The sequence below is a fragment of the Rhodococcus sp. 06-470-2 genome (assembly GCF_002258235.1).
Taxonomy (GTDB): Bacteria; Actinomycetota; Actinomycetes; order Mycobacteriales; family Mycobacteriaceae; genus Rhodococcoides.
Map to the genome: position 1 here is coordinate 230,977 of NZ_NOYB01000011.1, position 23,522 is coordinate 254,498.

General features: G+C 65.4%; 22 protein-coding genes and 1 tRNA gene. 9 read left to right on the plus strand and 14 right to left on the minus strand.

The features are described from left to right. Nucleotides 1-7: 7 nt before the first annotated feature. Entirely contained in the window at nucleotides 8-1,663 is a 1,656-nt protein-coding gene (locus CH276_RS08030; RefSeq protein WP_032396226.1) for a peptide chain release factor 3, read from the minus strand. 184 nt (nucleotides 1,664-1,847) lie between these two features. Here CH276_RS08030 and CH276_RS08035 point away from each other — a divergent pair, with 184 nt between their 5' ends. Beyond that, nucleotides 1,848-3,482 (plus strand): fatty acyl-AMP ligase, encoded by a 1,635-nt coding sequence (locus CH276_RS08035; RefSeq protein WP_094631247.1) that lies wholly within the window; start codon nucleotides 1,848-1,850, stop codon nucleotides 3,480-3,482. A gap of 90 nt (nucleotides 3,483-3,572) precedes the next feature. Here the strand turns inward: CH276_RS08035 and pth are convergent, their stop codons facing one another. From pth to CH276_RS08050, 3 genes are all read right to left on the minus strand, one after another. Further along, a complete protein-coding gene (gene pth / locus CH276_RS08040) occupies nucleotides 3,573-4,160 on the minus strand; it encodes an aminoacyl-tRNA hydrolase (RefSeq protein ID WP_230596804.1) in 588 nt (195 codons plus the stop codon). Nucleotides 4,161-4,247: 87 nt separating this feature from the next. Next, complete coding sequence (locus tag CH276_RS08045) at nucleotides 4,248-4,910, minus strand: 50S ribosomal protein L25/general stress protein Ctc (RefSeq protein ID WP_094631248.1); 663 nt, start codon at nucleotides 4,908-4,910, stop codon at nucleotides 4,248-4,250. Between the two features lie 191 nt (nucleotides 4,911-5,101). Then, nucleotides 5,102-5,698: a TetR/AcrR family transcriptional regulator gene (locus tag CH276_RS08050; RefSeq protein ID WP_045196400.1), complete on the minus strand. Its 597-nt coding sequence runs from the start codon at nucleotides 5,696-5,698 to the stop codon at nucleotides 5,102-5,104. A 73-nt stretch (nucleotides 5,699-5,771) separates the two neighbouring features. On the opposite strand from CH276_RS08050, the gene CH276_RS08055 reads away from it, so the two are divergent. Next, nucleotides 5,772-6,752 carry a DMT family transporter gene (locus tag CH276_RS08055; RefSeq protein ID WP_094631249.1) on the plus strand — a complete coding sequence of 327 codons (981 nt, stop codon included), beginning with the start codon at nucleotides 5,772-5,774 and terminating at the stop codon, nucleotides 6,750-6,752. Here the strand turns inward: CH276_RS08055 and CH276_RS08060 are convergent. Next, nucleotides 6,695-7,864, minus strand: coding sequence for an aminotransferase class V-fold PLP-dependent enzyme (locus CH276_RS08060; protein ID WP_094631250.1), 1,170 nt, complete (start codon nucleotides 7,862-7,864; stop codon nucleotides 6,695-6,697). The genes CH276_RS08055 and CH276_RS08060 overlap by 58 nt on opposite strands. Nucleotides 7,865-8,011: 147 nt before the next feature. On the opposite strand from CH276_RS08060, the gene egtA reads away from it, so the two are divergent. Genes egtA through egtD form a run of 4 tightly spaced genes read left to right on the plus strand, consistent with a single transcriptional unit; the run spans nucleotide 8,012 to nucleotide 12,281 of the window. Beyond that, complete coding sequence (gene egtA / locus CH276_RS08065; protein WP_094631251.1) at nucleotides 8,012-9,268, plus strand: ergothioneine biosynthesis glutamate--cysteine ligase EgtA; 1,257 nt, start codon at nucleotides 8,012-8,014, stop codon at nucleotides 9,266-9,268. Next, complete coding sequence (gene egtB, locus CH276_RS08070; RefSeq protein ID WP_176459158.1) at nucleotides 9,265-10,569, plus strand: ergothioneine biosynthesis protein EgtB; 1,305 nt, start codon at nucleotides 9,265-9,267, stop codon at nucleotides 10,567-10,569. Before egtA ends, egtB begins: the two co-directional genes overlap by 4 nt. Then, nucleotides 10,570-11,319, plus strand: a complete 750-nt coding sequence (gene egtC / locus CH276_RS08075) for an ergothioneine biosynthesis protein EgtC (RefSeq protein WP_094631253.1) — start codon at nucleotides 10,570-10,572, stop codon at nucleotides 11,317-11,319. Beyond that, nucleotides 11,316-12,281, plus strand: coding sequence for an L-histidine N(alpha)-methyltransferase (gene egtD, locus CH276_RS08080; RefSeq protein ID WP_094631254.1), 966 nt, complete (start codon nucleotides 11,316-11,318; stop codon nucleotides 12,279-12,281). The genes egtC and egtD overlap by 4 nt, the downstream gene beginning before the upstream one ends. 12 nt (nucleotides 12,282-12,293) lie before the next feature. On the opposite strand, the gene CH276_RS08085 is transcribed toward egtD, so the two are convergent. Then, entirely contained in the window at nucleotides 12,294-13,145 is an 852-nt protein-coding gene (locus tag CH276_RS08085; RefSeq protein WP_094631255.1) for a helix-turn-helix transcriptional regulator, read from the minus strand. 102 nt (nucleotides 13,146-13,247) lie between these two features. On the opposite strand from CH276_RS08085, the gene CH276_RS08090 reads away from it, so the two are divergent. Beyond that, the gene (locus tag CH276_RS08090) at nucleotides 13,248-14,243 is read left to right on the plus strand and encodes an aldo/keto reductase (RefSeq protein WP_094631297.1); all 996 of its coding nucleotides are present in this window, start codon (nucleotides 13,248-13,250) and stop codon (nucleotides 14,241-14,243) included. 73 nt (nucleotides 14,244-14,316) lie between these two features. Here CH276_RS08090 and CH276_RS08095 read toward each other — a convergent pair whose 3' ends face one another. The 8 genes from CH276_RS08095 to CH276_RS08130 form a co-directional block, all read right to left on the minus strand. Next, nucleotides 14,317-15,696, minus strand: coding sequence for an ABC transporter permease (locus tag CH276_RS08095; protein WP_094631256.1), 1,380 nt, complete (start codon nucleotides 15,694-15,696; stop codon nucleotides 14,317-14,319). Further along, a complete protein-coding gene (locus CH276_RS08100) occupies nucleotides 15,693-16,445 on the minus strand; it encodes an ABC transporter ATP-binding protein (RefSeq protein ID WP_094631257.1) in 753 nt (250 codons plus the stop codon). The genes CH276_RS08095 and CH276_RS08100 overlap by 4 nt, the downstream gene beginning before the upstream one ends. Before the next feature lie 81 nt (nucleotides 16,446-16,526). Further along, nucleotides 16,527-17,186 carry a response regulator gene (locus CH276_RS08105; protein WP_094631258.1) on the minus strand — a complete coding sequence of 220 codons (660 nt, stop codon included), beginning with the start codon at nucleotides 17,184-17,186 and terminating at the stop codon, nucleotides 16,527-16,529. After that, nucleotides 17,186-18,382 carry a sensor histidine kinase gene (locus tag CH276_RS08110; RefSeq protein WP_094631259.1) on the minus strand — a complete coding sequence of 399 codons (1,197 nt, stop codon included), beginning with the start codon at nucleotides 18,380-18,382 and terminating at the stop codon, nucleotides 17,186-17,188. The genes CH276_RS08105 and CH276_RS08110 overlap by 1 nt, the downstream gene beginning before the upstream one ends. Nucleotides 18,383-18,400: 18 nt before the next feature. Continuing rightward, nucleotides 18,401-19,030, minus strand: coding sequence for a hypothetical protein (locus tag CH276_RS08115; protein ID WP_254924305.1), 630 nt, complete (start codon nucleotides 19,028-19,030; stop codon nucleotides 18,401-18,403). Between the two features lie 137 nt (nucleotides 19,031-19,167). Further along, on the minus strand, nucleotides 19,168-20,151 hold the full coding sequence (locus CH276_RS08120; protein WP_032395699.1) for a ribose-phosphate diphosphokinase: 984 nt from the start codon (nucleotides 20,149-20,151) through the stop codon (nucleotides 19,168-19,170). Next, on the minus strand, nucleotides 20,148-21,620 hold the full coding sequence (glmU, locus tag CH276_RS08125) for a bifunctional UDP-N-acetylglucosamine diphosphorylase/glucosamine-1-phosphate N-acetyltransferase GlmU (protein WP_032395698.1): 1,473 nt from the start codon (nucleotides 21,618-21,620) through the stop codon (nucleotides 20,148-20,150). Before glmU ends, CH276_RS08120 begins: the two co-directional genes overlap by 4 nt. Before the next feature lie 53 nt (nucleotides 21,621-21,673). Next, nucleotides 21,674-21,744, minus strand: a tRNA-Gln gene (locus tag CH276_RS08130). A 257-nt stretch (nucleotides 21,745-22,001) separates the two neighbouring features. Here CH276_RS08130 and CH276_RS08135 point away from each other — a divergent pair. Together CH276_RS08135 and CH276_RS08140 are read left to right on the plus strand one after the other, a co-directional pair. Then, the gene (locus tag CH276_RS08135; protein ID WP_082073772.1) at nucleotides 22,002-22,640 is read left to right on the plus strand and encodes a TetR/AcrR family transcriptional regulator; all 639 of its coding nucleotides are present in this window, start codon (nucleotides 22,002-22,004) and stop codon (nucleotides 22,638-22,640) included. A gap of 189 nt (nucleotides 22,641-22,829) precedes the next feature. After that, nucleotides 22,830-23,474, plus strand: coding sequence for a ScbR family autoregulator-binding transcription factor (locus tag CH276_RS08140; protein WP_032395696.1), 645 nt, complete (start codon nucleotides 22,830-22,832; stop codon nucleotides 23,472-23,474). Nucleotides 23,475-23,522: the final 48 nt, after the last annotated feature.

Consider the following 23,522-nt stretch of genomic DNA (forward strand, 5'->3'; position numbering starts at 1 on the left):
GCCGGTGCTACTGATCACCCGCGGCGACGAGTGGTTCGAGAGTCAGCTCGGGCATCTCCTTCTGGATGTACTGCAGACGCCACTTGTCGCTCACCAGTGCCAGCAGCGCACCGTCGGTGCGGGTGAAGACCTCGACTCCGCGCTGGCGACCCAACTCGACGGCCGAGGCCGCGTCGGTGCGTCGGGCAAGGGAGTATCCGAGCGGTTCCATTCGGGCGTCGACGCCGAACTCGGTCTTCATTCGTGCGGTGACCACCTCGAACTGCATGGGTCCGACTGCGGCGAGCACGGGGGAGGCGTCGCCGCGAATGTCGTTGCGCAGCACCTGAACCACGCCTTCGGAGTCGAGTTGCTCGACGGCTCGGCGGAACTTCTTGTACTTGTCGGCGCTGTCGACGCGCAGTGCCGAGAAGTGCTCGGGCGCGAACGACGGGATGGGCGGGAACTCGACCTTCTTGTCGGTGTAGAGCGTGTGCCCGGGGGCGAGTGCGGTCGCGTTGACGAGGCCGACGATGTCTCCCGGATAGGCGTTCTCGACGGTCGTACGATCGCGACCGAACACCGTCAACGCGTACTTGGTGGTGAACGGCTTCTTGGTTTGCGAGTGGGTGACGACCATGCCGCGCTCGAACACTCCGGAGACCACGCGCATGAACGCCAGGCGGTCGCGGTGCGCGGTGTCCATGCCTGCCTGCACCTTGAACACGACGGCGCTGAACGGATCGGTGACCTCGCGTACCCCGCCCGAGACGTCGTCGCGTGCGCCGGGGGCGGGTGCCAGAGCGACGAGGGTGTCGAGAATCTGCCGGACGCCGAAGTTGAGCATCGCTGAGCCGAAGATCACCGGCGACGTCTGACCGGCCAGGAACATCTCCTGATCGTGCTGCTGACCGCTCGAGATCAGCAGATCACTTTCCTCGACGGCGGTGTCCCAGTCGACGCCCTCACGTTCGGCGGCGGCCTCGGCCGTCATGAATTCCTCGGGCGCGATGGTCGCACCACCGGCGGTACGGGTGAACCGGATGTAGCTGCCGTCCTGTACGTCGAGCAGGCCGCGGAAGTCGCCGGCGATTCCGACGGGCCAGTAGAGAGGCGTCGGAGTCAGGCCGATCCGCGACTCGATCTCGTCGAGCAGCTCGAGCGGCGACTGGCCCGGGCGGTCCCACTTGTTGATGACGGTGATGACCGGGATGCCGAACTGGCGGCACACCTGGAACAGCTTGAGGGTCTGCGGCTCCAGACCCTTGGCGGCGTCGATCAGCATCACGGCCGCGTCGACGGCGGTGAGCACGCGGTAGGTGTCCTCGGAGAAGTCGGCGTGGCCGGGGGTGTCGACGAGGTTGATGACGTTGGTGATCTCCGCGTCGGGGGAGGTCTGGTAATTGAACTGCAGCGCAGTCGAACTCACCGAGATGCCACGGGCCTTCTCCATCTCCATCCAGTCGGAGACGGTGGAGCGGCGGCCGGCTTTGCCGTGGATGGCTCCGGCCTCGGAGATGACGCGTGCATGCAGGGCGAGGGCCTCGGTGAGCGTCGACTTGCCGGCGTCGGGGTGCGAGATCACCGCGAATGTTCGACGCCTCGCGACCTCGGTCTCGAGCTCTTTGGCCCGGCTGCGGGTGGTTCCGGACTCGTCGAGCGCTGCCGGTCCGGACCCGTCGATCGTGGCGTCGACGTCGGGGGTACTGGACGGGGTGCTCACGAAAACCTCATTCTCCTAGCAAGGGCGGCACCGAATCGGGCGCCGGGGCAGAAATCAAGGATACGCGGCCTGTTGCACCCTTCGGTCGGGGCGGGACTGCCTACTGTGGACGGTGGGCCGGGATTCCCTCACGAGGAGACGCGCGTTGAGCAAGTTCACCGAAGAGATGTTCGAGACCGCGAGCACCAGCAAGCACGGTCTGATCACCGGCGAGCCCGACGAGGCATTGCGACAGTCCTGGGGTGAAATCCACGAGCAGGCGCGTCGGATGGCAGGTGCGTTGGCCGACGCAGGCGTCGAACACGGAGATGCGATCGGCATCCTGGCCGGTCAGCCGGTCGACATCGCTCCGGCGTGCCAGGCGACCTGGATGCGCGGGGGATCGGTGACGATGCTGCATCAGCCGACACCGCGGACCGACCTCGCCGTCTGGGGTGAGGACACCGAGACCGTCGTGCGGATGATCGAGGCCAAGGCCGTGATCCTCGGGGCTCCGTTCGACATCGCCGCACCCGTGCTCGAGGAGCGCGGCATCACCGTGCTGAAGATCGAGGACATGAAGACCGGTCGCGACATCGATCCGGTGCCCACGTCCGAGTCCGATATCGCGTTGCAGCAGCTCACCTCCGGATCGACCGGTTCGCCGAAGGCCGTACGGATCACGCACGAGAACTTCTACGTCAATGCCTACGCGATGATCGACCGCATCGAATTCGATGTCGAAACCGATGTGATGGTCAGTTGGCTGCCGCTGTTCCACGACATGGGCATGGTGGGCTTCCTGTCGGTGCCCATGCAGGTCGGTGCCGAGGTCGTCAGTATCACTCCGCTGGACTTCCTGCGCTCGCCGCTGTTGTGGGCCAAGCTGATCCACAAGTACCGCGGAACCGTCACGGCAGCACCCAATTTCGCCTACTCGCTGCTGGCGCGGCGGCTCGGTCAGGCGGAGGACGACCTGGATCTCGACCTGTCGACTCTGCGCTACGCCTGGAACGGAGCCGAGCCGGTCGATCCGGACACCATGATCGCGCTCGCCGAGGCCGGAGCCCGGTACAAGCTGAACCCCCTCGCACTGGCTCCGGTCTACGGAATGGCGGAAACGACTCTGGCCGTGTCGATTCCGAACCCCGATCAGGGGCAGGTGATCGACGTGGTCGACGCGGACCTGCTCGAGACCCTCGGTCGTGCCGTGCCCTCCACTCGCGGTAACACCCGCTCGCTGGCGACGCTCGGCAAATTCGTTCCCGGGTTGGAGGGCCGTGTCGTGGACAAGGAGGGGCAGGTGCTCACCGCACGGGGCGTCGGCATCATCGAGGTGCGAGGCAAGGCCGTCACGCCCGGATACATCACCGTCGACGGCCCGGTGTCGACGCTCGACGCGGACGGCTGGCTCGACACCGGCGACGTCGGCTACATCACCGAGGACGAACTGGTGGTCGTCTGCGGGCGAATCAAGGACGTCATCATCATGGGTGGTCGCAACATCTATCCCACCGACATCGAACGGGCCGCGGGCACCGTCGCCGGTGTGCGGCCGGGCAATGCCGTGGCCATTCGGCTCGATGCCGGTGACAAACGCGAAAGTTTCGCGGTGGCTGTGGAAACCAACGACATCGACAAGCCGGACGAGGTCAGGCGCATCGAACGTGAAGTGATCCATGCGGTGCATTCGGAGGTCGGTGTTCGGCCGCGAACCGTCGCGGTGTTGGGGCCGGGCAGCATCCCGAAGACGTCGAGCGGCAAACTGCGGCGGGCGAATTCGGCGTCGCTGCTGAACTGAACCTGCAGGAGACCTCACGCCGTTCTTGCGGGGTGCGCGCGTGCGTCAGGAAGCGAGAACAGGCGCGCACCTCAGAACAGGGGTGTGAGGTCAGCGCGGGTGCACCGTGTTCTGTGCGGCCTCGAGTCCGGCCGAGAGCAGGAGCTCGGCGGCGTCGGCTGCTTCCTCGACCACGACGCCGAGGTCCTTGCGCTCGGCAGCGGAGAACGGCTTGAGCACGAACGACGCCGGATCCATCCGTCCCGGTGGTCGCCCGACGCCGACGCGCACCCGCAGATAGTCCTTGGTGCTCAGGTGCTGCGAGATCGAGCGGAGGCCGTTGTGGCCGCCTTCGCCGCCGCCGAGTTTGAGTCGTAGAGCACCGAAGTCGATGTCCAACTCGTCGTGCACCACGACGATGTTCGCAGGTTCGATCGAGAAGAAGCGCGCCAACGCAGCCACTGGTTGGCCGGACAGATTCATGAAGGTGCGCGGCTTGGCGATGACCACCGAGCGACTGCCGAGACGGGCCTGCACGATGTCGGAGTTGGACTTCTTGTGCGAGGAGAACGCGGAACCGATGCGTCCGGCCAGGGCGTCGGCCACCATGAATCCCACGTTGTGACGGGTCTTTTCGTACTGCGGGCCGGGATTGCCGAGGCCGACGATCAGGGCCGGCGCTGCGGGATCAACACTCACGGTCGTCATTGTCTCATCAGGCCTTCGAAACGAACGACGCGCTGCTCCCGAGGGAAGCAGCGCGTCGTCGAGCGTGCAGGTGGAGAATCAGCTCTCGTCGGAGCTGTCCTCGTCCGAGGACTCGGCTTCTTCCTGAGTCTCGGCTTCGCCCTCTTCGGAGATGGGCTCGGTGCCTTCGCCGTCGGCCTCGAGGTCTTCCTCGGACGGAGCCTCGACAACGTTCACGAGCAGCATCTCGCCGTCGGACACCAGCGTGACGCCGGACGGAAGGTCGAGGTCGGCTGCGGTGATCTGAGTGCCGATCTGAGCCTCTTCGACGGAGACGACGAAGTTCTCCGGGATCTCCAGTGCGTCGGCCTCGATCTCGACCGCGGTCGAGTCGGTCGTGACCAGGGTGCCCGGTGCGGCGTCGCCCTCGACGATGATGTTGACCTCGACGGTGACGCGCTCGCCCTTCTTCAGGACGAGGAGGTCGGCGTGCTCGATGCTGCGACGGATCGGGTGCACGACGATCGACTTGGTCAGCGCCAGCTGCGACTTGCCGTCGATGTCGAGGGTCAGCACGGCGTTGGTGCCGTCGTTACGCAGCACGGCTGCGAACGCGCGAGCGTCCAGTGCGAGGTGCTGGGGGTCGGTGGCGTGTCCGTACAGAACGGCGGGAACGAGGCCGTCGCGACGGGTGCGACGGGCGGCTCCCTTGCCGAATTCGGTGCGGACCTGTGCGGTGAGGTTGTTTACCTTCGATGCCATGGTGCTGGATGCTCCTGATAACTGTGGTTCGTGCGGCGTACTTCGTCGGGCAGTCAAGCTCGTCGGGGCGGACACGAACGAGCGCGGCCAACGGGGCCGAGCCGCGTCGATAACGGTGGATCCTGAAATCGTGGATCTACCCTCGCCGAGACAACCTGGGAAACAATACACGATGCCGCGCAGTGGCTTGGCTATGCGCCCCCTGGGGCACCTGTCCGCACCACTGCCAGCGCAGCGAGCAGATCGAACGCGATGCCCCGCGCGACCACGATCGCGTCATCGCGAGCCCCCGCTGTGCCCATCACCACCGCGCCCTCGTGCAGTACCGACAGTCGGGTTCCGAGCTGCTCGGCATCGGGGTAACCGGCTTCGGTCGCCAATCGCGCGAACAACGATCTCGTCCATTCCTTCTCGGACTCGATGATCGCGAGCACCGGGCTGCCGGTACCGCCGAACTCCGCGAAGGCGTTGACGAATCCGCAGCCGCGATGGTTGTCGCGCATCCACAGATCGAGGGCGTCGTACACCCCGAGGATGCGCGCGTCGCCGGATTCGAGGGATTCGACGTACCGGGTCACGTGATCGCACCACAGGCCGTATCGGCGGGTGAGGTACCGCTGCACCAGGCCGTCCTTGGAGCCGAATCGGTCGTACAGCGTTTTCTTCGTGGTGCCGGCCTCCTCCGCGATGAGGTCGACTCCGACGGCGCGAATCCCGCGGGCGTAGAACAGGTCGCTGGCGACGGTCAGGATGCGTTCTCCGGCGGGGGTGAGCGGCTTGTCGAGCATGGTTGCCTTTCGAAAGCGCTGGTGAGCGGCGGGTGCACTGCAAGTATACAGACCTGTATGTTTACATCGCTCCATGAGATCGAGAGTCGACGTCATTGCAGGTACAGCACTGGTGGTGCTGTGGAGTTCGGGCTTCATCGGAGCAGAGCTCGGAACCGCCGAAGCGCCGGCCCACACGCTTCTGGCCTGGCGGTATCTCGCCGCGGCGGCGTTGCTGATCGCGTGGTGCCGGTTCCGGAAACTGACCCCCACCTGGCATGCCATCCGAATCCATGCCGTCCTGGGCCTGTTCTGCCAGTTCCTCTACCTCGGTGCGACCATCACCGGCATCGGGATGGGCGTGCCACCCGGCGTCGCCGCCTTGATCGCCGCGTTGCAGCCACTGGTGGTCGCGATGGCATCGAGCAGGATCTTCGGCGAACGTCTGGGACGACGGCAGATTCTGGGACTCGTCGTCGGGATCGCGGGTGTCTCGCTGGTGGTGGTCGGAGACCTGTCCGGTGCCGACCTCTTCTGGCCGGTCTACCTGCTACCGGCTGCCGGAATGCTGGCACTGTCGGTAGGCACGATCGGCCAACGCGTGCTGGCACCGAAGGAGCCGATCGCGCTGGCGATGGCGATTCAATGTTCCATCAGCGCAGTCGGATTCATGACGTGGAGTGCTCTGGCCGGGGACGTCGCGCCGCCGATGACGACCGGCTTTCTCGCCGCCGTGGCCTGGACGGTGGTGCTCTCCACCTTCGGGGCATACGGCGCGTACCTGTTCGTGGTGCGTCGCAGCGGTCCGACGCGCGCCAGCGTGCTGCTCTACCTGACACCGCCGACGACCATGCTGTGGGCCTTGCTGATGTTCGGCGACGAGATCACCTGGCTCGGGCTCGGCGGACTCGTGGTCTCCGCAATCGGCGTGGCTGCCTACCTCCGCGGAACCCATGTGAGCGACGGTTCGACGGGTCGTTCCGCCGGCTCCACTCCTGCCGACCCTGCTACGAAGTGTCACTCACCAGCGAGCGCAGCGAGCATGGTGTCCAGTTCGGCGAACGCGACGAAATAATGCGGAGATGCACGCACGACGGCGTCGAGTCCCCGGCCCGTCATGTCCAGACGCGTGGAACCGCGATGGCTGACGGTGACCGTCACGTTTCGTTCGGCCAGTCGGTCACGCACGGCCACGGGATCCTCGCCGTCGACGGTGAAGGATACGATGCCGCTCTTACGGTCGCCGAGGTCGCGCACGGTCACGCCGGGAACCTTCCGAAGCCCCGAGCGGAGGTAGTCGGCACGTTCGACGACGGCGTCTTCGACTCGGTCGATACCGAGTTCGAGCAGGTAGTCGACGGCCGCACCGAGCGCGAGCCTGGCCGCGACGTCGCATTCCCAGAATTCGAATCGCGTGGCGTCGTCTGCCATCCGGTATGTCCGTCCATCGGTCCACTCTGCGCTGTGCAGGTCCAGGGCCGGCGGATGCAGCGTCGACGCCAATCCCGGACGCAGGTAGAGGAAGCCCGTTCCGCGTGGGCCGCGTAACCATTTGCGGCCGGTGGCCGAGAGGGCGTCGACTCCCAACTCCTCGACGTCGACGCGCAGCTGCCCGATGGACTGGCAGGCGTCGAGCAGGACCAGTGCACCGTGCTGGTGGGCGAGATCGGCCACGGCACGGGCGGGATTGATCAGGCCGCTGTTCGTGGGGGCGTGCACCACCGAGATCAGTTTCACGCGGTCGTCGAGCATCGATTCCAGTGCGTCCAGGTCGATGCGTCCCGATGCGTCGCTCGGCATGACCTCGACGGTCGCTCCGGTGACTTCGGCGCGGTGGAGGGCGGAGATGGCATTGCTGGCGTACTCGGCCTGGCACAGCAGGATTCGGTCGCCGGCCGAGAGCGGCACCGAGTAGAAGAAGTCCGTCCAGGCCCGCGTCGCGGACTCGCTCAGTGCAATGCTCGACGCCTGCGCGCCGATCAATGTTGCAATCGAGGTCTTGACCGCGGCGAGGTCGTCGAGTCGTTCGTTCGCGGCCCGGTAGCCGCCGATCTCCGCTTCGCGGCGTAGATGCGCGATCGCGGTGTCGAGGACGACGGTCGGGGGCAACGAGGATCCGGCGCTGTCGAGAAACACGCGGCCCGACGCACCTGGGGTGTCGCGTCGAATGCGGTCGTGATCGAGCATCGGTCGTCCTTTCGGTTGCGAACTCTCGGGCACCAGAGTTCCACAATCGGTAGCCTCGACCGGACGAGGGATCGCGGCGTTTTCGATCCTCGCAGCTGGGTACGTTCTCCGAGCGGAGAACGTGTTGAGTGCGGAAAGAAGGAATGAGTGTCGTCCAACGAGAAGTCTCTCGGGCTGAGCTCGCGCCCGGCAGCAGAGGCATACGTGTCGAAGGTGTGTTTCAAGCTGGGGCCACCGGCACTCGTCGGTGCCGAACTCGAGTGGCTCACCGCCCTCGACGACGGAACCCGTCCGACCCTCTCGGCTCTGGCCGATGCGCTCGGTGTTCACTCCCCGCGCAGTATCGATCCCGAATCACCCGCCCTGTCGTTGCCGGGCGGAAGCATCGTCACCGTCGAACCCGGCGGTCAGGTCGAATTGTCCAGTTCGCCTTATGTATCCGTTTCTCGACTCGCACCGATGCTCGACGCCGATGCCCAGCGGCTGCGGAACATCCTCGGTGATGCCGGCATCGACATGGCGTCCGTTCCGGCCGATACCGCTCGGGCACCGGAACGCCTCCTCGTCCTCCCGCGGTACTGCGCGATGGAGAATCGGTTCACCACCATCGGCCCCTTCGGGAAGTTGATGATGTGCAACACCGCTGCGGCTCAGGTGAGCGTCGACGCCGGACGTGATCGCGCCGAGGTCGCCGCGCGCTGGCACATGCTCCACGTCATCGGTCCTGCCTTCGTGTCCGCGTTCGCCCGCTCTCCTGAACTCGCCGGAGCACCTGCCGGGGACTGGGCATCGCAGCGGATGCGAACCTGGCTCGAACTCGACTCCAGCAGAACCGATTCCAGCAGAACTGCGGTTCCGAACACCGGTGACCCGATTGCCGACTACGCACGCTGGGCACTCGACGTTCCATTGCTCTGCATCCAGGGCGTCACGCAGAACTGGGAAGCACCTGCCGGCACCACGTTCGCTCAGTGGATGGACGATCCCGGCAGCGTCGGACGCGCGCCGACCTACAGTGACCTCGATTATCACCTGACCACCCTGTTCCCCAAGGTGCGCGCCTGTGGGCACTTCGAGATTCGCTATCTCGACGCGCAGCCGGACGGTCAGTGGGTGGTTCCGGCCGCGGCGTTCGAGGCGCTGCTGTCCACGCCCGAACTGGTGGCCCGCGCCACCGAGATCGGCGGCGGAACGGCGGGACGGTGGCTCGACGCGGCCCGGCTCGGGTTGGCCGACGACGACCTCCGCGCGGCGGCAACCGAATTGCTCCAACTCGCCGCGGAGGTCGGAGGCGAGTACTCCGAGTTGCTGTCGGCGGCATCTCGCCGGTGCGGTGCGGGCGAGCCCCCCAGTGAATTCGACACGGCGACACGGGAATTTCGGACTCGAAAGGAATCGGTGTGAGCGCCGAACAACTCAGGAACAGAATCGAAACGGTCCTCACTCGCAGTCGTGCCCGCAGCGGCGCACTCACCGACTGTGTGGACGAGACCGAACTGATGGCGCAGCATTCGCCGTTGATGAGCCCGCTGGTGTGGGATCTCGCGCACATCGGTAGTCAAGAGGAGCTCTGGCTCGTACGCGACGTCGGTGGCCGCGATCCCGTCCGTCCGGACATCGACGAGCTGTACGACGCGTTCAAGCACTCGCGGTCTTCGCGTACGTCGCTTCCCTTGCTCACCCCGGACGAGGCGCGCGTCTACGTCCGGACCGTGCGCGACAAGGCCTGGGATGTGCTCGATCACAGCACTTTCGAGGGTCGACCGGTCGAGAAGCACGGTTTCGCGTTCGGCATGATCGCCCAGCACGAACAGCAGCACGACGAGACCATGCTCGCGACCCATCAATTGCGTTCGGGGCCCGCGGTTCTCATGGCTCCTGCGCCACCGGCCTCGGTGGTGCCGGTGTCGGGTGAGGCCGTCATCGCGGGTGGCCCGTTCTCGATGGGGACCTCGCTCGACCCGTGGGCTCTGGACAACGAGCGACCGGCTCATTCGGTGCACGTACCCACCTTCGCCATCGACCGGGCACCGATCACCAACGCGCAGTTCATGGACTTCATCGCCGACGGCGGTTACCGACGCCGCGAATTGTGGACCGAGAAGGGTTGGCAGCATCGCGTCGACGCGAACCTGACCGCGCCACAGTTCTGGGAGTCCGACTCCGACGGAACGTGGTGGCGTCGCAGTTTCGGGGTGTCCAAGAAGGTTCGCCCGCAGCAGCCCGTGGTGCACGTGTGCTGGTTCGAGGCCGACGCCTACGCCCGCTGGGCAGGCAAGCGACTGCCGACGGAGGCCGAGTGGGAGAAGGCCGCGCGTTTCGACGCCGACACTCGCACCAGTAACGCGTACCCGTGGGGCGATGCCGAACCCACTGCAGCACATGCCAATCTGAATCAGCGGCATCTGGAACCGGCGGACGTCGGCGCCTATCCCGACGGTGCCTCCTCGGCAGGTGTGCATCACCTCATCGGTGACGTATGGGAGTGGACTTCCTCGGATTTCGAGCCGTACCCCGGATTCGAGGCGTTTCCGTACGCCGAGTACTCCGAGGTGTTTCTTCGTGGCGACTACAAGGTGTTGCGCGGCGGCTCGTTCGGCACCGACGAGGTGGCATGTCGGGGCACGTTCCGCAACTGGGATCACCCGATCCGACGCCAGATCTTCAGCGGATTCCGGTTGGCCCGCGACGTCGAGCCCAGCTGAATGTGCCGACATCTCGGGTATCTCGGCCCTCTCACGTCGGTCGGGGGAGTGCTCACCGGCGGCGATCACAGTTTGCGGGTGCAGTCGTATGCCCCCGACGACATGCGCGGCGGGGGCACCATCAATGCCGACGGCTTCGGGGTCGCATGGTGGCAGGCCGGTTCGGTTCGCAGCTACCGCAACGCCATGCCGATCTGGACCGACCCCGCGGTCGACGATGTTCTGCCGCAGCTCGATTCGACGTCGGTGATCGCCGCCGTGCGATCGGCAACGGTGGGAATGCCGGTGGAGCGATCGGCCTGCGCACCGTTCACCGACGGCCGTTGGGCATTCAGTCACAACGGAGTGGTCCGCGGCTGGCCCCACTCACTGACCGACCTGTGGTCCGAGGTGCCGCCCGAAGATGCACTCACGTTGCCGGCTCCGACCGACGCGGCCGCAGTCTGGATCGTTCTGCGGCAGTTGCTCGCAACCCTCGAACCGCCGGCAGCGCTTGCCGCATTGGTTCGGCGTATCGAGGCGCGCGCACCGGGGTCCAGGCTCAACTTTCTCCTCGGCGACGGGGAGAATTTGTACGCCACCGCAGTGCATCACGCACTGTCCGTCCGCAGTTCCGGTGACGCCGTCACGATCGCGTCCGAACCCACCGACGACAATTCCGACTGGACGCCCGTCGACGACCGCAGTCTCGTCGTTGCCTCGGCGTCCGAGTTGACCGTTTCCCGTCTCGACGAAGAGGAGCACACATGAGCACTGTCGAGGTACACCTCGCCGACACGGCACTGGTGGACGAATTGCGTAAGGACGTGCGAGACGGGTTGACGTCCACGCCGAAGTGGCTCTCGCCCAAATACTTCTACGACGCCGTGGGCAGCGAGCTGTTCGAGCGGATCACCGAGCTGCCCGAGTACTTTCCGACCCGCACCGAACGTGCCCTGCTCGAAGAGCATGCCCTCGACATCGCCGAGGCGACCGAATCCACCATGTTGATCGAGCTCGGGTCGGGCTCGTCGGAGAAGACGAAGATCCTGCTCGCTGCAGGGGCCAAGCACGGTTCGTTGAAGACCTATGTGCCGCAGGATGTGTCGGTCACGGCGCTCGAGGGAGCCATCGAGCAGATCGCCCAGGAGTTTCCCGCTCTCGAGGTGCACGGCATCGTCAGCGACTTCACCGATACTCTGCACAATCTGCCCGGTGGGGGCGCGCGCACCATCGCGTTTCTCGGTGGCACCCTGGGCAACCTCATCCCCGAGGAGCGCGAGGACTTTCTGAAGGCGATCGCAGGCGCGCTCGATCCAGGGGAGCACTTGCTCCTCGGCGTCGGACTGGTCATCGACCCGGACGTGCTGGTTCCGGCGTACGACGACGCGGCGGGGGTGACGGCGCAGTTCAATCGAAACGTGCTGTCGGTGATCAACTCTCGCCTGGGTGGCACTTTCGATCCCGATGCGTTCGAGCACGTCGCGCTGTGGAACGCCGAGCAGGAGTGGATCGAGATGCGACTGCGGGCCACATCGACGCAGGAGGTGTATGTCGCCGATCTCGATCTGCACGTGCATTTCGAGGCGGGCGAGGAATTGCGCACCGAGATCTCGGCGAAGTTCCGACCGGACGGCATCACCGCAGAACTGGCTGCAGCGGGATTCGGCGTCGAGCATCTGTGGTCCGACTCCGAATCCCGGTTCGCGCTCATTCTGGCGGGTCGAGTGTGAACGAGCCCTCGACTACTCGGAGGCAGTGACGCCCAGGTGCTGAGTACCGATGACCCCGAGCAGATTCAATTTCTCGCGGGCGTCGGTTCCCGGCTGCGGCGAATAGACCAGGAGATGCTGGCCCTCTCGCTGGGTCACGAGGGTCTCGCAATGAACGGCGATCACGCCGAGTTCGGGATGCACGAAGCGTTTGGACGCCGACGTCTTGTATGCGACTCGGTGCTCGCTCCAAATCGTCTCGAACTCGGAGCTGGCGGCGCGTAGACGCTCGACCAGTACAGCGACCTCGGGATCGCCCGCTCGCCTGGCCGACACTGCTCGGAGATCGGCTACGTGTTTGTGGCCCATCCGATCCCAGTCCTCGCGGACGAAGTTGCGGCGCGTGCCGGGATCGGTGAACCACCGCCACACCACGTACCTGTCGAGCCCGGTGTACTTGCGCGGGTCCTCGGCCAGCGCGAGGTACATCGCGTTGTGCGCCAGGATCTCGCCGAGGTCTGTCACGACGCAGGCCGGCGTGTCGTCGAGCTTGGTCAGCAGGTGCATCAGGCCGGGCCCGACGTGCTTGTCCGCGCCGACACGGGTGGGCGGTGCCTGGCCGGCGAGGATGTAGAGATGGTCGCGCTCGTCGTCGTCCAATCTCAGCGCGCGGGCGAGCGAACCGAGAATCTGCGTGGACGGATGCGGCCCACGACGCTGTTCGAGGCGGGTGTAGTAATCGGTGGACATCCCGGCCAGCAGTGCCACTTCGTCGCGGCGCAGCCCCGGCGTGCGGCGGCGCGGTCCGGGTGACACACCGACGTCCTCGGGCGTCAGCAGCGCCCGTCGTCGTCGGAGAAAGTCGGCCAGTTCGTCACGTTCCACTCGCTCAGTGTCCACCGAATCGTCGAGCCGAACCAGGGACGGGCAGTCCCCTGACAACCGCTCTCTGGCGCGACAATCGCCACAGAGCACACAGTGGACGGCATGAACAGAACACGATTGGGAAATACCGGACCCACGGTGTCGCGCATCGGTCTCGGTGCCATGGGTATGTCCGGCGCATACGGCGATTCCAGCGACGGCGAATCGATCCGCACCATCCACGCTGCGCTCGACGCCGGCGTCGACCTGGTCGACACAGGCGACTTCTACGGTGCCGGCCACAACGAGATGCTCATCGGTCGGGCACTGAGCGAGCGCAACCGCGACGAGGTCGTGCTGTCGGTGAAGTTCGGGGCACTACGTGGACCCGACGGAAGCTGGCTCGGATTCGACGGCAGGCCGAACGCCGTCAAGAGCGCGCTGGGCTACACACTCGCACGGCTCGGCGTCGATCACATCGACATCTACCGACCCGCCCGACTGGATCCGCAGGTGCCGATCGAAGACACCGTCGGTGCCATAGCCGAGATGGTGGACGCGGGATACGTGCGACACATCGGCTTGTCCGAGATCGGGAGTGCGACGCTGCGTCGTGCCGCGGCGGTACACCCGATCTGCGACCTGCAGATCGAATACTCCATCGTCTCGCGTGGAATCGAGGACGACATTCTCGACACGGCCCGCGAGCTCGGTGTCGGTACCACCGCGTACGGCGTGCTTTCACGTGGGTTGCTGAGCGACACGTTCCGCACGTCTACTGTGTTGGCCGACAACGACTTCCGTGCACACAGCCCCCGATTCCAAGGGGAGAACCTGACGAGGAATCGCGAACTCGTGGAGTTGCTGGCCGAGCTCGCGGACGAGCGCAACGTCTCGGTCGCGCAACTGGCCATTGCCTGGGTCCTCTCCCGGGGTGACGACATCGTGCCCGTCGTCGGCGCACGAACCGTCGAGCGTTTGGCGGAAACCATTGCTGCATCGGAGATCTCGTTGACCTCCGAGGAGGTGTCGCGGATCGAGAGTACCGTGCCGAAAGATGCGGTAGCGGGCGAGCGCTACGCCGAGGCGCAGATGGCGCAACTCGACAGCGAAGCCTGAGCAGAGGCGTCGGCCGGCACGATGGTCTGTACCGCCGGGCCCTGGCAATCGCCGAGCGGTACAGACCTCGAGGTCAGACGTCCGCCAATGCAAGCACCGGTGAGATCTGATTGGCACGTCGCGCCGGAGTCAGTGACGCACCGAGGGCGAGGAGTCCACCGCACAGCACGGTTCCGGCGATGACGACCCACGGCAGCGTGGGGGCGGTGAGTCCGCGCGAATCCAGCGAGCCCAGCAGCGATTGTGCTGCGGCCCAGCCGTAACCGATGCCGAGAATCAGACCGAAACCCATCGACGCGACCACCATCTGACTGCTCTCCGAGACGATCATCGTCCGAATCTGCTTGCGGGTGAATCCGAGTGCCCGCAGCAGACCGATCTCTCGGGTGCGCTGCAGAATGCTCAGCAGCAGATTGTTCACCATCCCGACTGCCGCGATCACAGCCGAGAACCCGATCAGTCCGGTCATGATTCCCACCGTCACGGTGAGTACCTGGTCGACGGAGGCCTCGTCGTATTCGTCGACGAGCATCGACCGGTAGCTGTACATCGCGACGGCGAACGTGGTCACCAGCGTCACGCCGATCAGCAGTCCCACAGCGGTACGGGTACTGCGATCCGGGTAGCGAATTGCGTTGGCCGCAGCCAGTCTTGCCGCGGGCCCCCGGCCGAACAGTCTTCCGACCAGCCTCAGCGTCGCGGGCAGTATTCGATAGGCACCGACCATGATTCCGGTGAACGACGCAACACCGCCGAGGAACGCCACCAGAACACCGGCCGGGTTCACCATCCCGACCAGGATCCCCAGCCCCAGCAGCGCCACTCCGCCTGCGATCAGCACGATCGACAGTGCCGTCCTGATACGGCGCGACCGCGGAGCCTCCACTCCCGTGTCGACGGCACCGCCGGTCGCCTGAACGGGTGTCACATCCAGCACCTTTCGTGACCCGACATACGACGCGAGGGTCGTCGTCAGTACCACGATGACCACCGGCAGGATCACCAGCGGTTGAACGGACGTGTACTCCACATCGGGCAGCTGACCGGCCGAGACGGCGACCGCACGGGCCAGATGGCTGGCACCGACTCCGAGAACCGAACCGACCGCACCACCGAACAATCCGACGAGGAAGCCTTCCCTGGCCACCGATCGACGTAGGTCACGGGCCCGGGCACCCAGGAGTCGCAGAAGAGCAATGGTGCGCGTGCGTCCCGCGACGATCGTTGCGAACGTGTTCGAGGTGACCACCGCCGCGACATACAGCGCGAGACCGATGAACACCAGCGCCACGCTGTAGAGCGCCGTGACGGCGGCACCTTCCATGTCCCCGAAGATATCGACCAGGAACGCCGTCGCCTGAATCAACACCACACCGAAGAACGACGCCAGCGACGTCACCAGAAGACTGGCGCCGTGCTCCTTCGACGCCCGAGCAGAAGTCACACCGTTCATGATGCGTGCTCCATTCCCAGCATGTAGCTCGAGATCTGCTCCGGCGTCGAACGTGGCAGTTCGTCGGCGATGCGGCCGTCGGCGAGGAAGACGATGCGATCGGCGTAGCTGGCCGCGATGGGGTCGTGGGTGACCATGACGATCGACTGACCGTACTCGCGCACCGCTGCGGCGAGTAGGCCGAGAACCTCACGGCCGGTTCGGGAATCGAGGTTGCCGGTGGGTTCGTCGGCGAAGATGAGGTGCGGCCGCGTACCGAGTGCGCGGGCGATCGCGACGCGCTGCTGCTGTCCACCCGAGAGCTGATGCGGGCGGTGGTTCACTCGCCCTCGCAATCCCAGAGTGTCGATGAGCTGCTCTGTCCATGCCGCCTCTTCGGCGGTGGGGGCGCGGCCGTCGAGCTCGAACGGCAGCAGGATGTTGCCCCGAACATCGAGGGTGGGAACGAGATTGAACGACTGGAAGATGAACCCGACCTGCGTGCGGCGCAACGTCGTCAGTGCGTCGTCGTTCGCCTCGGTGATGTCGGCACCGGCCAACATCAGATGTCCGGTGCTGGCGTTGTCCAAGCCCGCCATCACATGCATCAGAGTCGACTTGCCGGAACCGGACGGTCCCATGATGGCGGTGAACTGGCCGCCGTGAATGTCGAGAGAGACGTTGTCGAGGGCGCTGACCGGGTTGGACGAGTCACCGAAATACTTGCTGACCTGGAATGCCCGGGCGACCGGGGGGAGTGTTGTTGTCATGCCCACAACGCTATGAAGTGGGCGGACAGGAGTAATCAGGCGCGAGTCTTCGCCTCGTACATCGAGAGGATGACTTCGGTGTCAGTCTCCGGTGAGTCCGTGCTCGAATGCGTAGACCACCAACTGCACTCGGTCGCGCAACGCGAGTTTGGCGAAGATTCGACTGATGTGTGTCTTCACCGTCGCCTCGCTCAAGAATTCCATCGCGGCGATCTCGGAATTGCTCAGCCCACGGGCGGTGAGTCGAAACAGGTCCTTCTCCCGTGCGGTGAGGGTGGCGAACTCGGCGGGAACCTTCGGTACCTCGGGCGTAGGTGTGAAGTGCGCCAGCAGCCCCGTCGTGGCCGACGCGGCGATCACAGAGTTACCCGCATGGACCGTCCGGATCGCGGCGAGCAGAAATTCCGGGTCGGCGTCCTTGAGCACGAAACCGCTTGCTCCGGAGCGGATCGCTCGCGCGGCGCTCTCATCGAGATCGAAAGTGGTGAGCACCAGAATCCGCGGTGGAGTATCGGACGCGGCCACGATCTGCTCGGTGGCGGCGATACCGTCGAGCACCGGCATCCGGACGTCCATGAGCATCACATCGGGCTTCGCCGACGCGGCGAGCTCCACGGCCTCTCGCCCGTTGCCCGCTTCCCCGACGAACTCCAGGTCCGGCTGCGAGGAGATGAGCATACGAATACCTGCTCGGAACAGCTGCTGGTCGTCGACCAGAGCCACCTCGATTCGATCTGCCATCAGTCGATTCCCTTCGTGGACGAGCCGGCAGCAGGAAGCCAGGCAGTCACGGTCCACGACGAGCCGTCGCCGGACGCGGTGCACATGCCGCCGGCGAGGCTGGCGCGTTCCTTCATACCGGCGATTCCGTGCCCGCCCGATTCCGATGCCGAACGCACCGAACGCACGGTGTTGCGCACCGTCAATTCGATGCCCGCCGAGTCGGATTCGATCGTGACGCTGACGGGCTTGTCGGGATCACCGTGACGTAGGGCATTGGTCAGCGATTCCTGCGCGATGCGATAGAGCGCGAGGTGCGCACCGGCACCCAACGACACCGACGTGGTGTCGATCGAGGAGTCGATGGTCAGTCCGGTCGCGCGCACCTGGTCGAAGAGACGCTCGAGATCGTCGGGTGTCGGGTTCGGTAGATCGCCCTGACTGTGCCGAAGCTGTCCGAGCAACACCCGGACGTCGGTCAGTGCATCGCGCGCGGTGTCGGAGATGGTCGTCAGCGCAGTGTCGACGGCTGCGGGATCGATGGCGCGTACGTAGCGTGCACCGTCGGCCTGCGCGATCACCACGGCGAGCGAATGCGCCACGATGTCGTGCATGTCGCGAGCAATTCTGTTGCGCTCCTGCTCGATTGCCACTTCGTGTTCGGCGCGGGCCTGATGTACCTCGGCGAGCTCGCGGGCGTGTGCGGATTCGATGGCTGTGCGCCGGGCGTAGGCGAGACGGCCCAGTGCCCAGGACAATCCGAGCATGGCCCACAGGCCGGCGAGGAGCAGGGCGAACTGCGCGATTCGGGGTTCCTGGTAGCCCTCCTCCGTGGGCGGGCCGAAGGGATTGCCGTCCACGTACGCCAGGTACAGCGCGGCGATCACTCCGCCGCCGACGGCCGACGCGAGCCCGAAGCGTCGAACGACGCTGTCGCCGTACGCGGCCGAGCAGTACAGAATCGCGAAGATTGCGGTGTCCGCGGAGAGGGGGAGCACCCCGCCGACCATCTGCACGACGGCCAGCACCCAGGCCAGTGCCAACGACAATCGCGGTGAGCGGCGCCTGATGGCCAGCGCTACGCCGAAACCGACCAGCACACCCGCGCCGGAAGAACCGTACGGTCCGCTCAGCGTCGACGGCAGCAGGAGCAGAACGAAGACGACGGCGTAGGTGGCATCGAGCACCTGCCGTGAGATCGAACGCTTGCGCAGCACTCGATCAGACTACGTGGATCAGTTGGTGCGGCGACGAGCCTTCTCGAGCGCGGCCAGCGTCGACAGGACTGTGGTGCGTTGCCGTTCGAGATCCTTCATGCGTGCACGTGCCGGCAGGCCCTGCACGCCGTCGAGTGCGCTGATCTGCTCGTCGACGGAGGTGAGCTGGCCGAGCAGCTTCTGCACACGTGACTGCAGTTCGATCGCATCGATTCCGGTGACACCGGCCTGCGACTTCTTCGTCGGTGCCTTCGCAGGCGCTCCGGACGTCGTCGAGGCCGGTGAGTTTCCCGCAGCAGCGGCCCTGGGACGCAACGCTTTGCGGACGGCAGCCGGATCGGGCAGCTTCTCGAGCCGAATACGGTTGAGCACCTCACGCGCATCCCGAGCCGTGACGCGGTACTCGCGCTCCTCCTCGTCCTCGGACGCCAGCGTGCCGCCCAGGGGCCGCAGACCGTACATCCCGATGAAGTGCTTGGCCTCGTCGATGACCGCTTCCTTCTCGCGGCACAGCCCGCAGCGCGGCTCGTTTCGGAAGTCCTCGACGCTGTCGGTACTACCGCACCAGACGCACCCGCCCGGCGTCCATCGGGCAATTCTGACCGTAGTAGTTCCAGCCGGGCCGTGGGGAGAGTCTGCGTCGATCACGACGAGTCATCTTAGGTGACAACGAAACCCGCCCCGCACACCCCCGCCTCGCGAGCTGCATGTTCCGGTCACGGACGTGACGTAGTTCATGCGACGCGGACGGAGAGTGGGCGGGGCGGGGTGAAACAGACTGACTGTTATGCGCTGCCGTTGAAAAGGCTGGTGACGGAACCGTTTTCGAAGACCTCGCGAATGGTGCGGGCCAGCAGCGGCGCGATCGAGAGCTCGGTCAGCGTTGCGAAGCGCTTCTCGTCGCTGATCGGCAGCGTGTTGGTGACGACCACTTCCTTGGCACCGCAGTTCGCGAGGCGCTCGGCGGCGGGGTTGGACAGAACGCCGTGGGTGGCGGCGATGACGACGTCACCGGCTCCGGCCTCCTTGAGCACCTTCACGGCGCCGGCGATGGTGCCGCCGGTGTCGATCATGTCGTCGATGAGGATGCAGGTGCGGCCTTCGACGTCACCGACGACGCGATTGGACTTGACCTGGTTGGGCACCAACGGGTCACGCGTCTTGTGGATGAACGCCAGCGGCGCGCCGTCGAACGAGTCGGCCCACTTCTCGGCGACGCGTACACGGCCGGAGTCGGGGGAGACCACGGTGATGTGCTCGAGGCTGTAGGTCGCCCGAATGTGGTCGGCGAGCTGGCTGTGTGCGTGCATGTGATCGACGGGCCCGTCGAAGAAGCCCTGGATCTGATCGGTGTGCAGGTCGACGGTGATGATGCGGTCGGCACCGGCGGTCTTGAGCAGATCCGCGACCAGACGAGCGGAGATGGGCTCGCGTCCCCGGTGCTTCTTGTCCTGGCGGGCGTACGGGTAGAACGGCAGGATCGCGGTGATGCGCTTGGCCGATCCGCGCTTGAGCGCGTCGATCATGATGAGCTGTTCCATCAGCCACGTGTTGAGCGGGAACGGATGCGACTGCAGCACGAAGGCGTCCGACCCGCGGACCGACTCCTCGAAGCGCACGAAGATCTCGCCGTTGGCGAAGTCACGCGCGGTCTGCGGGGTGACGTCGATTCCGAGTTCCTTGGCGACCTGCTCGGCCAACTCCGGATGTGCTCGACCAGAAAACAACATCAGGTTCTTCTGGTTGTCGATCCAATTAGGGGTGGTCACTGCTCTTCGCCGTCCTTTTGTTCTTGCCGATCACGATCTGCGAGCGCCGCTGCTTTCGCAGCTTCGGTTCCGGGCCTGTTGTCCATGACCCAGCCTTCGATATTGCGTTGCTTACCACCGGAGACGGCCAATGCGCCGGGAGGAACATCGTCCCGAACCACTGTTCCTGCACCGGTGTAAGCGCCGTCGCCCACATGTACGGGAGCGACGAACGTCGAGTCGGAACCGGTCCGTACGTGGGATCCGATTTCCGTGCGGCTCTTGTTGACGCCGTCGTAGTTGGCGAAGACGTTGGAGCAACCGATGTTGCTGTGGTCACCGATCGTGGCATCGCCGACGTAGGTGAGGTGCGGGACCTTGGTGTTGCGGCCGATCGTCGCGTTCTTGGTCTCGACGTAGGCACCGAGTTTGCCGCCTGCGCCCAGCACCGTGCCCGGACGCAGATAGGTGAACGGTCCGACGGTGGCATCCGGTCCGATCACGGCCTGCTCGGCGTGGGTCCGCACGACCGACGCGCGCTCGCCGATCTCGACGTCACGCAGCGTCGAGTCGGGCCCGACGATGGCGTCGTCGGCGATGTGGGTCTTGCCGTGGAGTTGGACGCCGGGTTCGATGCGGACGTCCGCGCCGAGGGTGACGTCGATGTCGATCCAGGTGGTCGACGGGTCCACGACGGTGACGCCGGCCCGCATGTGCCGTTCGATGATGTGGCGGTTGAGCACGGACGTGACGTGCGCCAGCTGGACGCGGTCGTTGACGCCCACCACCAGATCGGGATCGGCGAGCTGAGTGCCGTACACGGCTTTGCCGTCCGCCTTGCTGATCTTGACGACGTCGGTCAGGTACAGCTCGTGCTGAGCGTTGGCGGTGCTGAGCTTGCCCAGGGCGGTACGAAGCGCAACGGCGTCGAACGCGTAGACGCCGGAGTTGACCTCACCGATGAGGACCTGAGCGGGCGTGGCGTCGGCGTGCTCGACGATCTCGGCCACCTCGCCGTCGTCGGTGCGGACGATGCGGCCGTATCCGTTGGCGTCGTCGGGCAGGAATGTCAGAACCGTGGCCGCGGCGGGCCGGGGGGCGCTCAGATGCTCGTCGAGCAGAGCTTTGAGAGTGTGGCCGTCGAGCAGCGGGACGTCGGCTGCGGTGACGAGGATCGTGCCCTCGAAGTCGTCCGGGAGTGCAGCGAGGCCGCACTGGACGGCGTGCCCGGTGCCGAGCTGGCGATCCTGGACGGCAGTGTGAATCGTGCGACCGAAGGTGGCTGCGAGGTCCTGGACGGCGTCCGTGACTCGTTCGCGATCGTGTCCGACGACCGTCACCAAATGGTCGGGGCCCAGGTCGGCGGCTGCGTGGAGGGCGTGCGCAAGCATGGTGCGACCGGCCAGGGGGTGCAGAACTTTCGGAGTCTTCGATCGCATTCGGGTACCTGCACCCGCAGCGAGAACGACCACGGCGGTCTGCACAGGCATTGAGCTCCTCAGGCGGTAACGCGAATGACGGCATGCGTGAATGATGTTGCTCGCTCCGCCGCCAGGACTCGAACCTGAACTATCTGAACCAAAATCAGAGGTGCTGCCATTACACCACGGCGGATAAACGGCCAGCGGTTTCATCAGTGGCCGACGAATCGAACGACGCCTTCGTCTGCCGCTGCGCTCCCACTGAGCGCAACGATCCTCGCACGCGAGGTAGTGGTGAGTCGAACCGCGGCGCACATGAGACCGTTCGAGTTGGTCTTGTCCCTGCACTCGCGACGTTCGAAACCGGATGGTTCGGACATGGTTAGGGTGAGGGAGACGTCGAGGGTGGCGTCTGACAATGCACACGGTCGGTGACGGAAGCGGTTTTCCATGACAGGCGCAGCCTCCGAGCAGGAACGCTCACCTCGGGTCCGGATGACGGGGACGCAACGGCGCGAGCAGTTGATCGAGGTGGGTCGGACGCTGTTCGCCGAACGCGGGTACGAGGCCGCGTCCGTCGAGGAGATCGCGGGACGCGCGAACGTGTCCAAGCCGGTCGTCTACGAGCACTTCGGCGGTAAGGAAGGTCTCTACGCCGTCATCGTCGACCGCGAGATGTCGACTCTGCTGGGAATGATCACCAGTTCCCTCGATCTCAACAGGTCGCGGATCCGTGTCGAGCGGGTTGCGCTGGCGCTGCTCACCTATATCGAGGACCGCACCGACGGCTTCCGCATCCTCGTTCGTGACTCTCCGGTCTCCGCCGAGGACGGCAAGTACTCGTCGCTGCTCAACGAGGCCGTCGGTCGCGTCGGGCACATGCTGGCCGGAGATTTCTCGCGCCGAGGTCTCGATCCCGAGTTCGCGCCGATGTACGCCCAGGCCCTCGTCGGAATGGTGTCGATGACCGCGCAATGGTGGCTCGATGTGCGTACCCCGTCGAAGGAAGTGGTGGCGGCGCACGTGGTCAACCTGTGCTGGAACGGGCTGACGAATCTGGAAGCGGACCCTCGATTGACCGAGGAATGAGTACACGGTTCGGTCTCTCCGCGGCGTATGAGGGGGTATCGTCCCCTTTGTCGGCCATGAGAGCTGTGTCACCTACGGCACAGTGCTTCAATCGGACCGATGCATGTTGGCACGAGACGTAAAGCCACTCAGTGGTACCGTTCGGGCGTAATTTGCGCAGTGGCAGTTCTTATTGCGAAGGCGGATCCCATGGTCAGGCAGGCCCGCGCTGAAATCACTCGCGACACCGTGCTGGCTGGCGCAGCGAACGTATTTCTGCGCCTCGGGTACGCGAACGCGAGCCTCAGCGAGATCATTTCTCAGTCCCAGGTCACCAAGGGCGCTCTGTACTTCCATTTCGGCTCCAAGGAAGAACTGGCACGTGCGGTCATCGACGAGGGCAACGCTCGTCTGACGACGGCCTGCTCGCAGTTCAACGACGGTCGAATCCCCGCACTCGAAGCGGCGATCGGTATTTCCTACATCGTCGTCGACCTCTCGGTCAGCGACCCCATGGTCTCGGCCATGCTTCGGCTGAGCCATCAGATCGGCGATTACCGCGGCACCGAGGGCAACGTCATGGCCGGGTGGAGCGAGTCGTTCGACAGGCTCGCCGCCAAGGCCATCGCGCAGGGGGACATCGACCCCAACTCGGATTCGCGCACCATCGGATCTCTGGTCCTGGAAATCCTCACCGGCGTACACATGGTGGCAGTTGCCACCTCCACCACCGAGGAATTGCCGTCGCGCATGGAGCGCCTCTGGTACTACCTTCTCCCGGCGCTGGTTCCCGCCAACAAGCTCGACTACTTCCGCGAATTCGCAGCGCGTCGCGTCATCCGCTTCGGCCCGTAACTAGCGATGCCGGGCCACGAAGTCGGCGATGTCGTCGCGAAGCCGTTC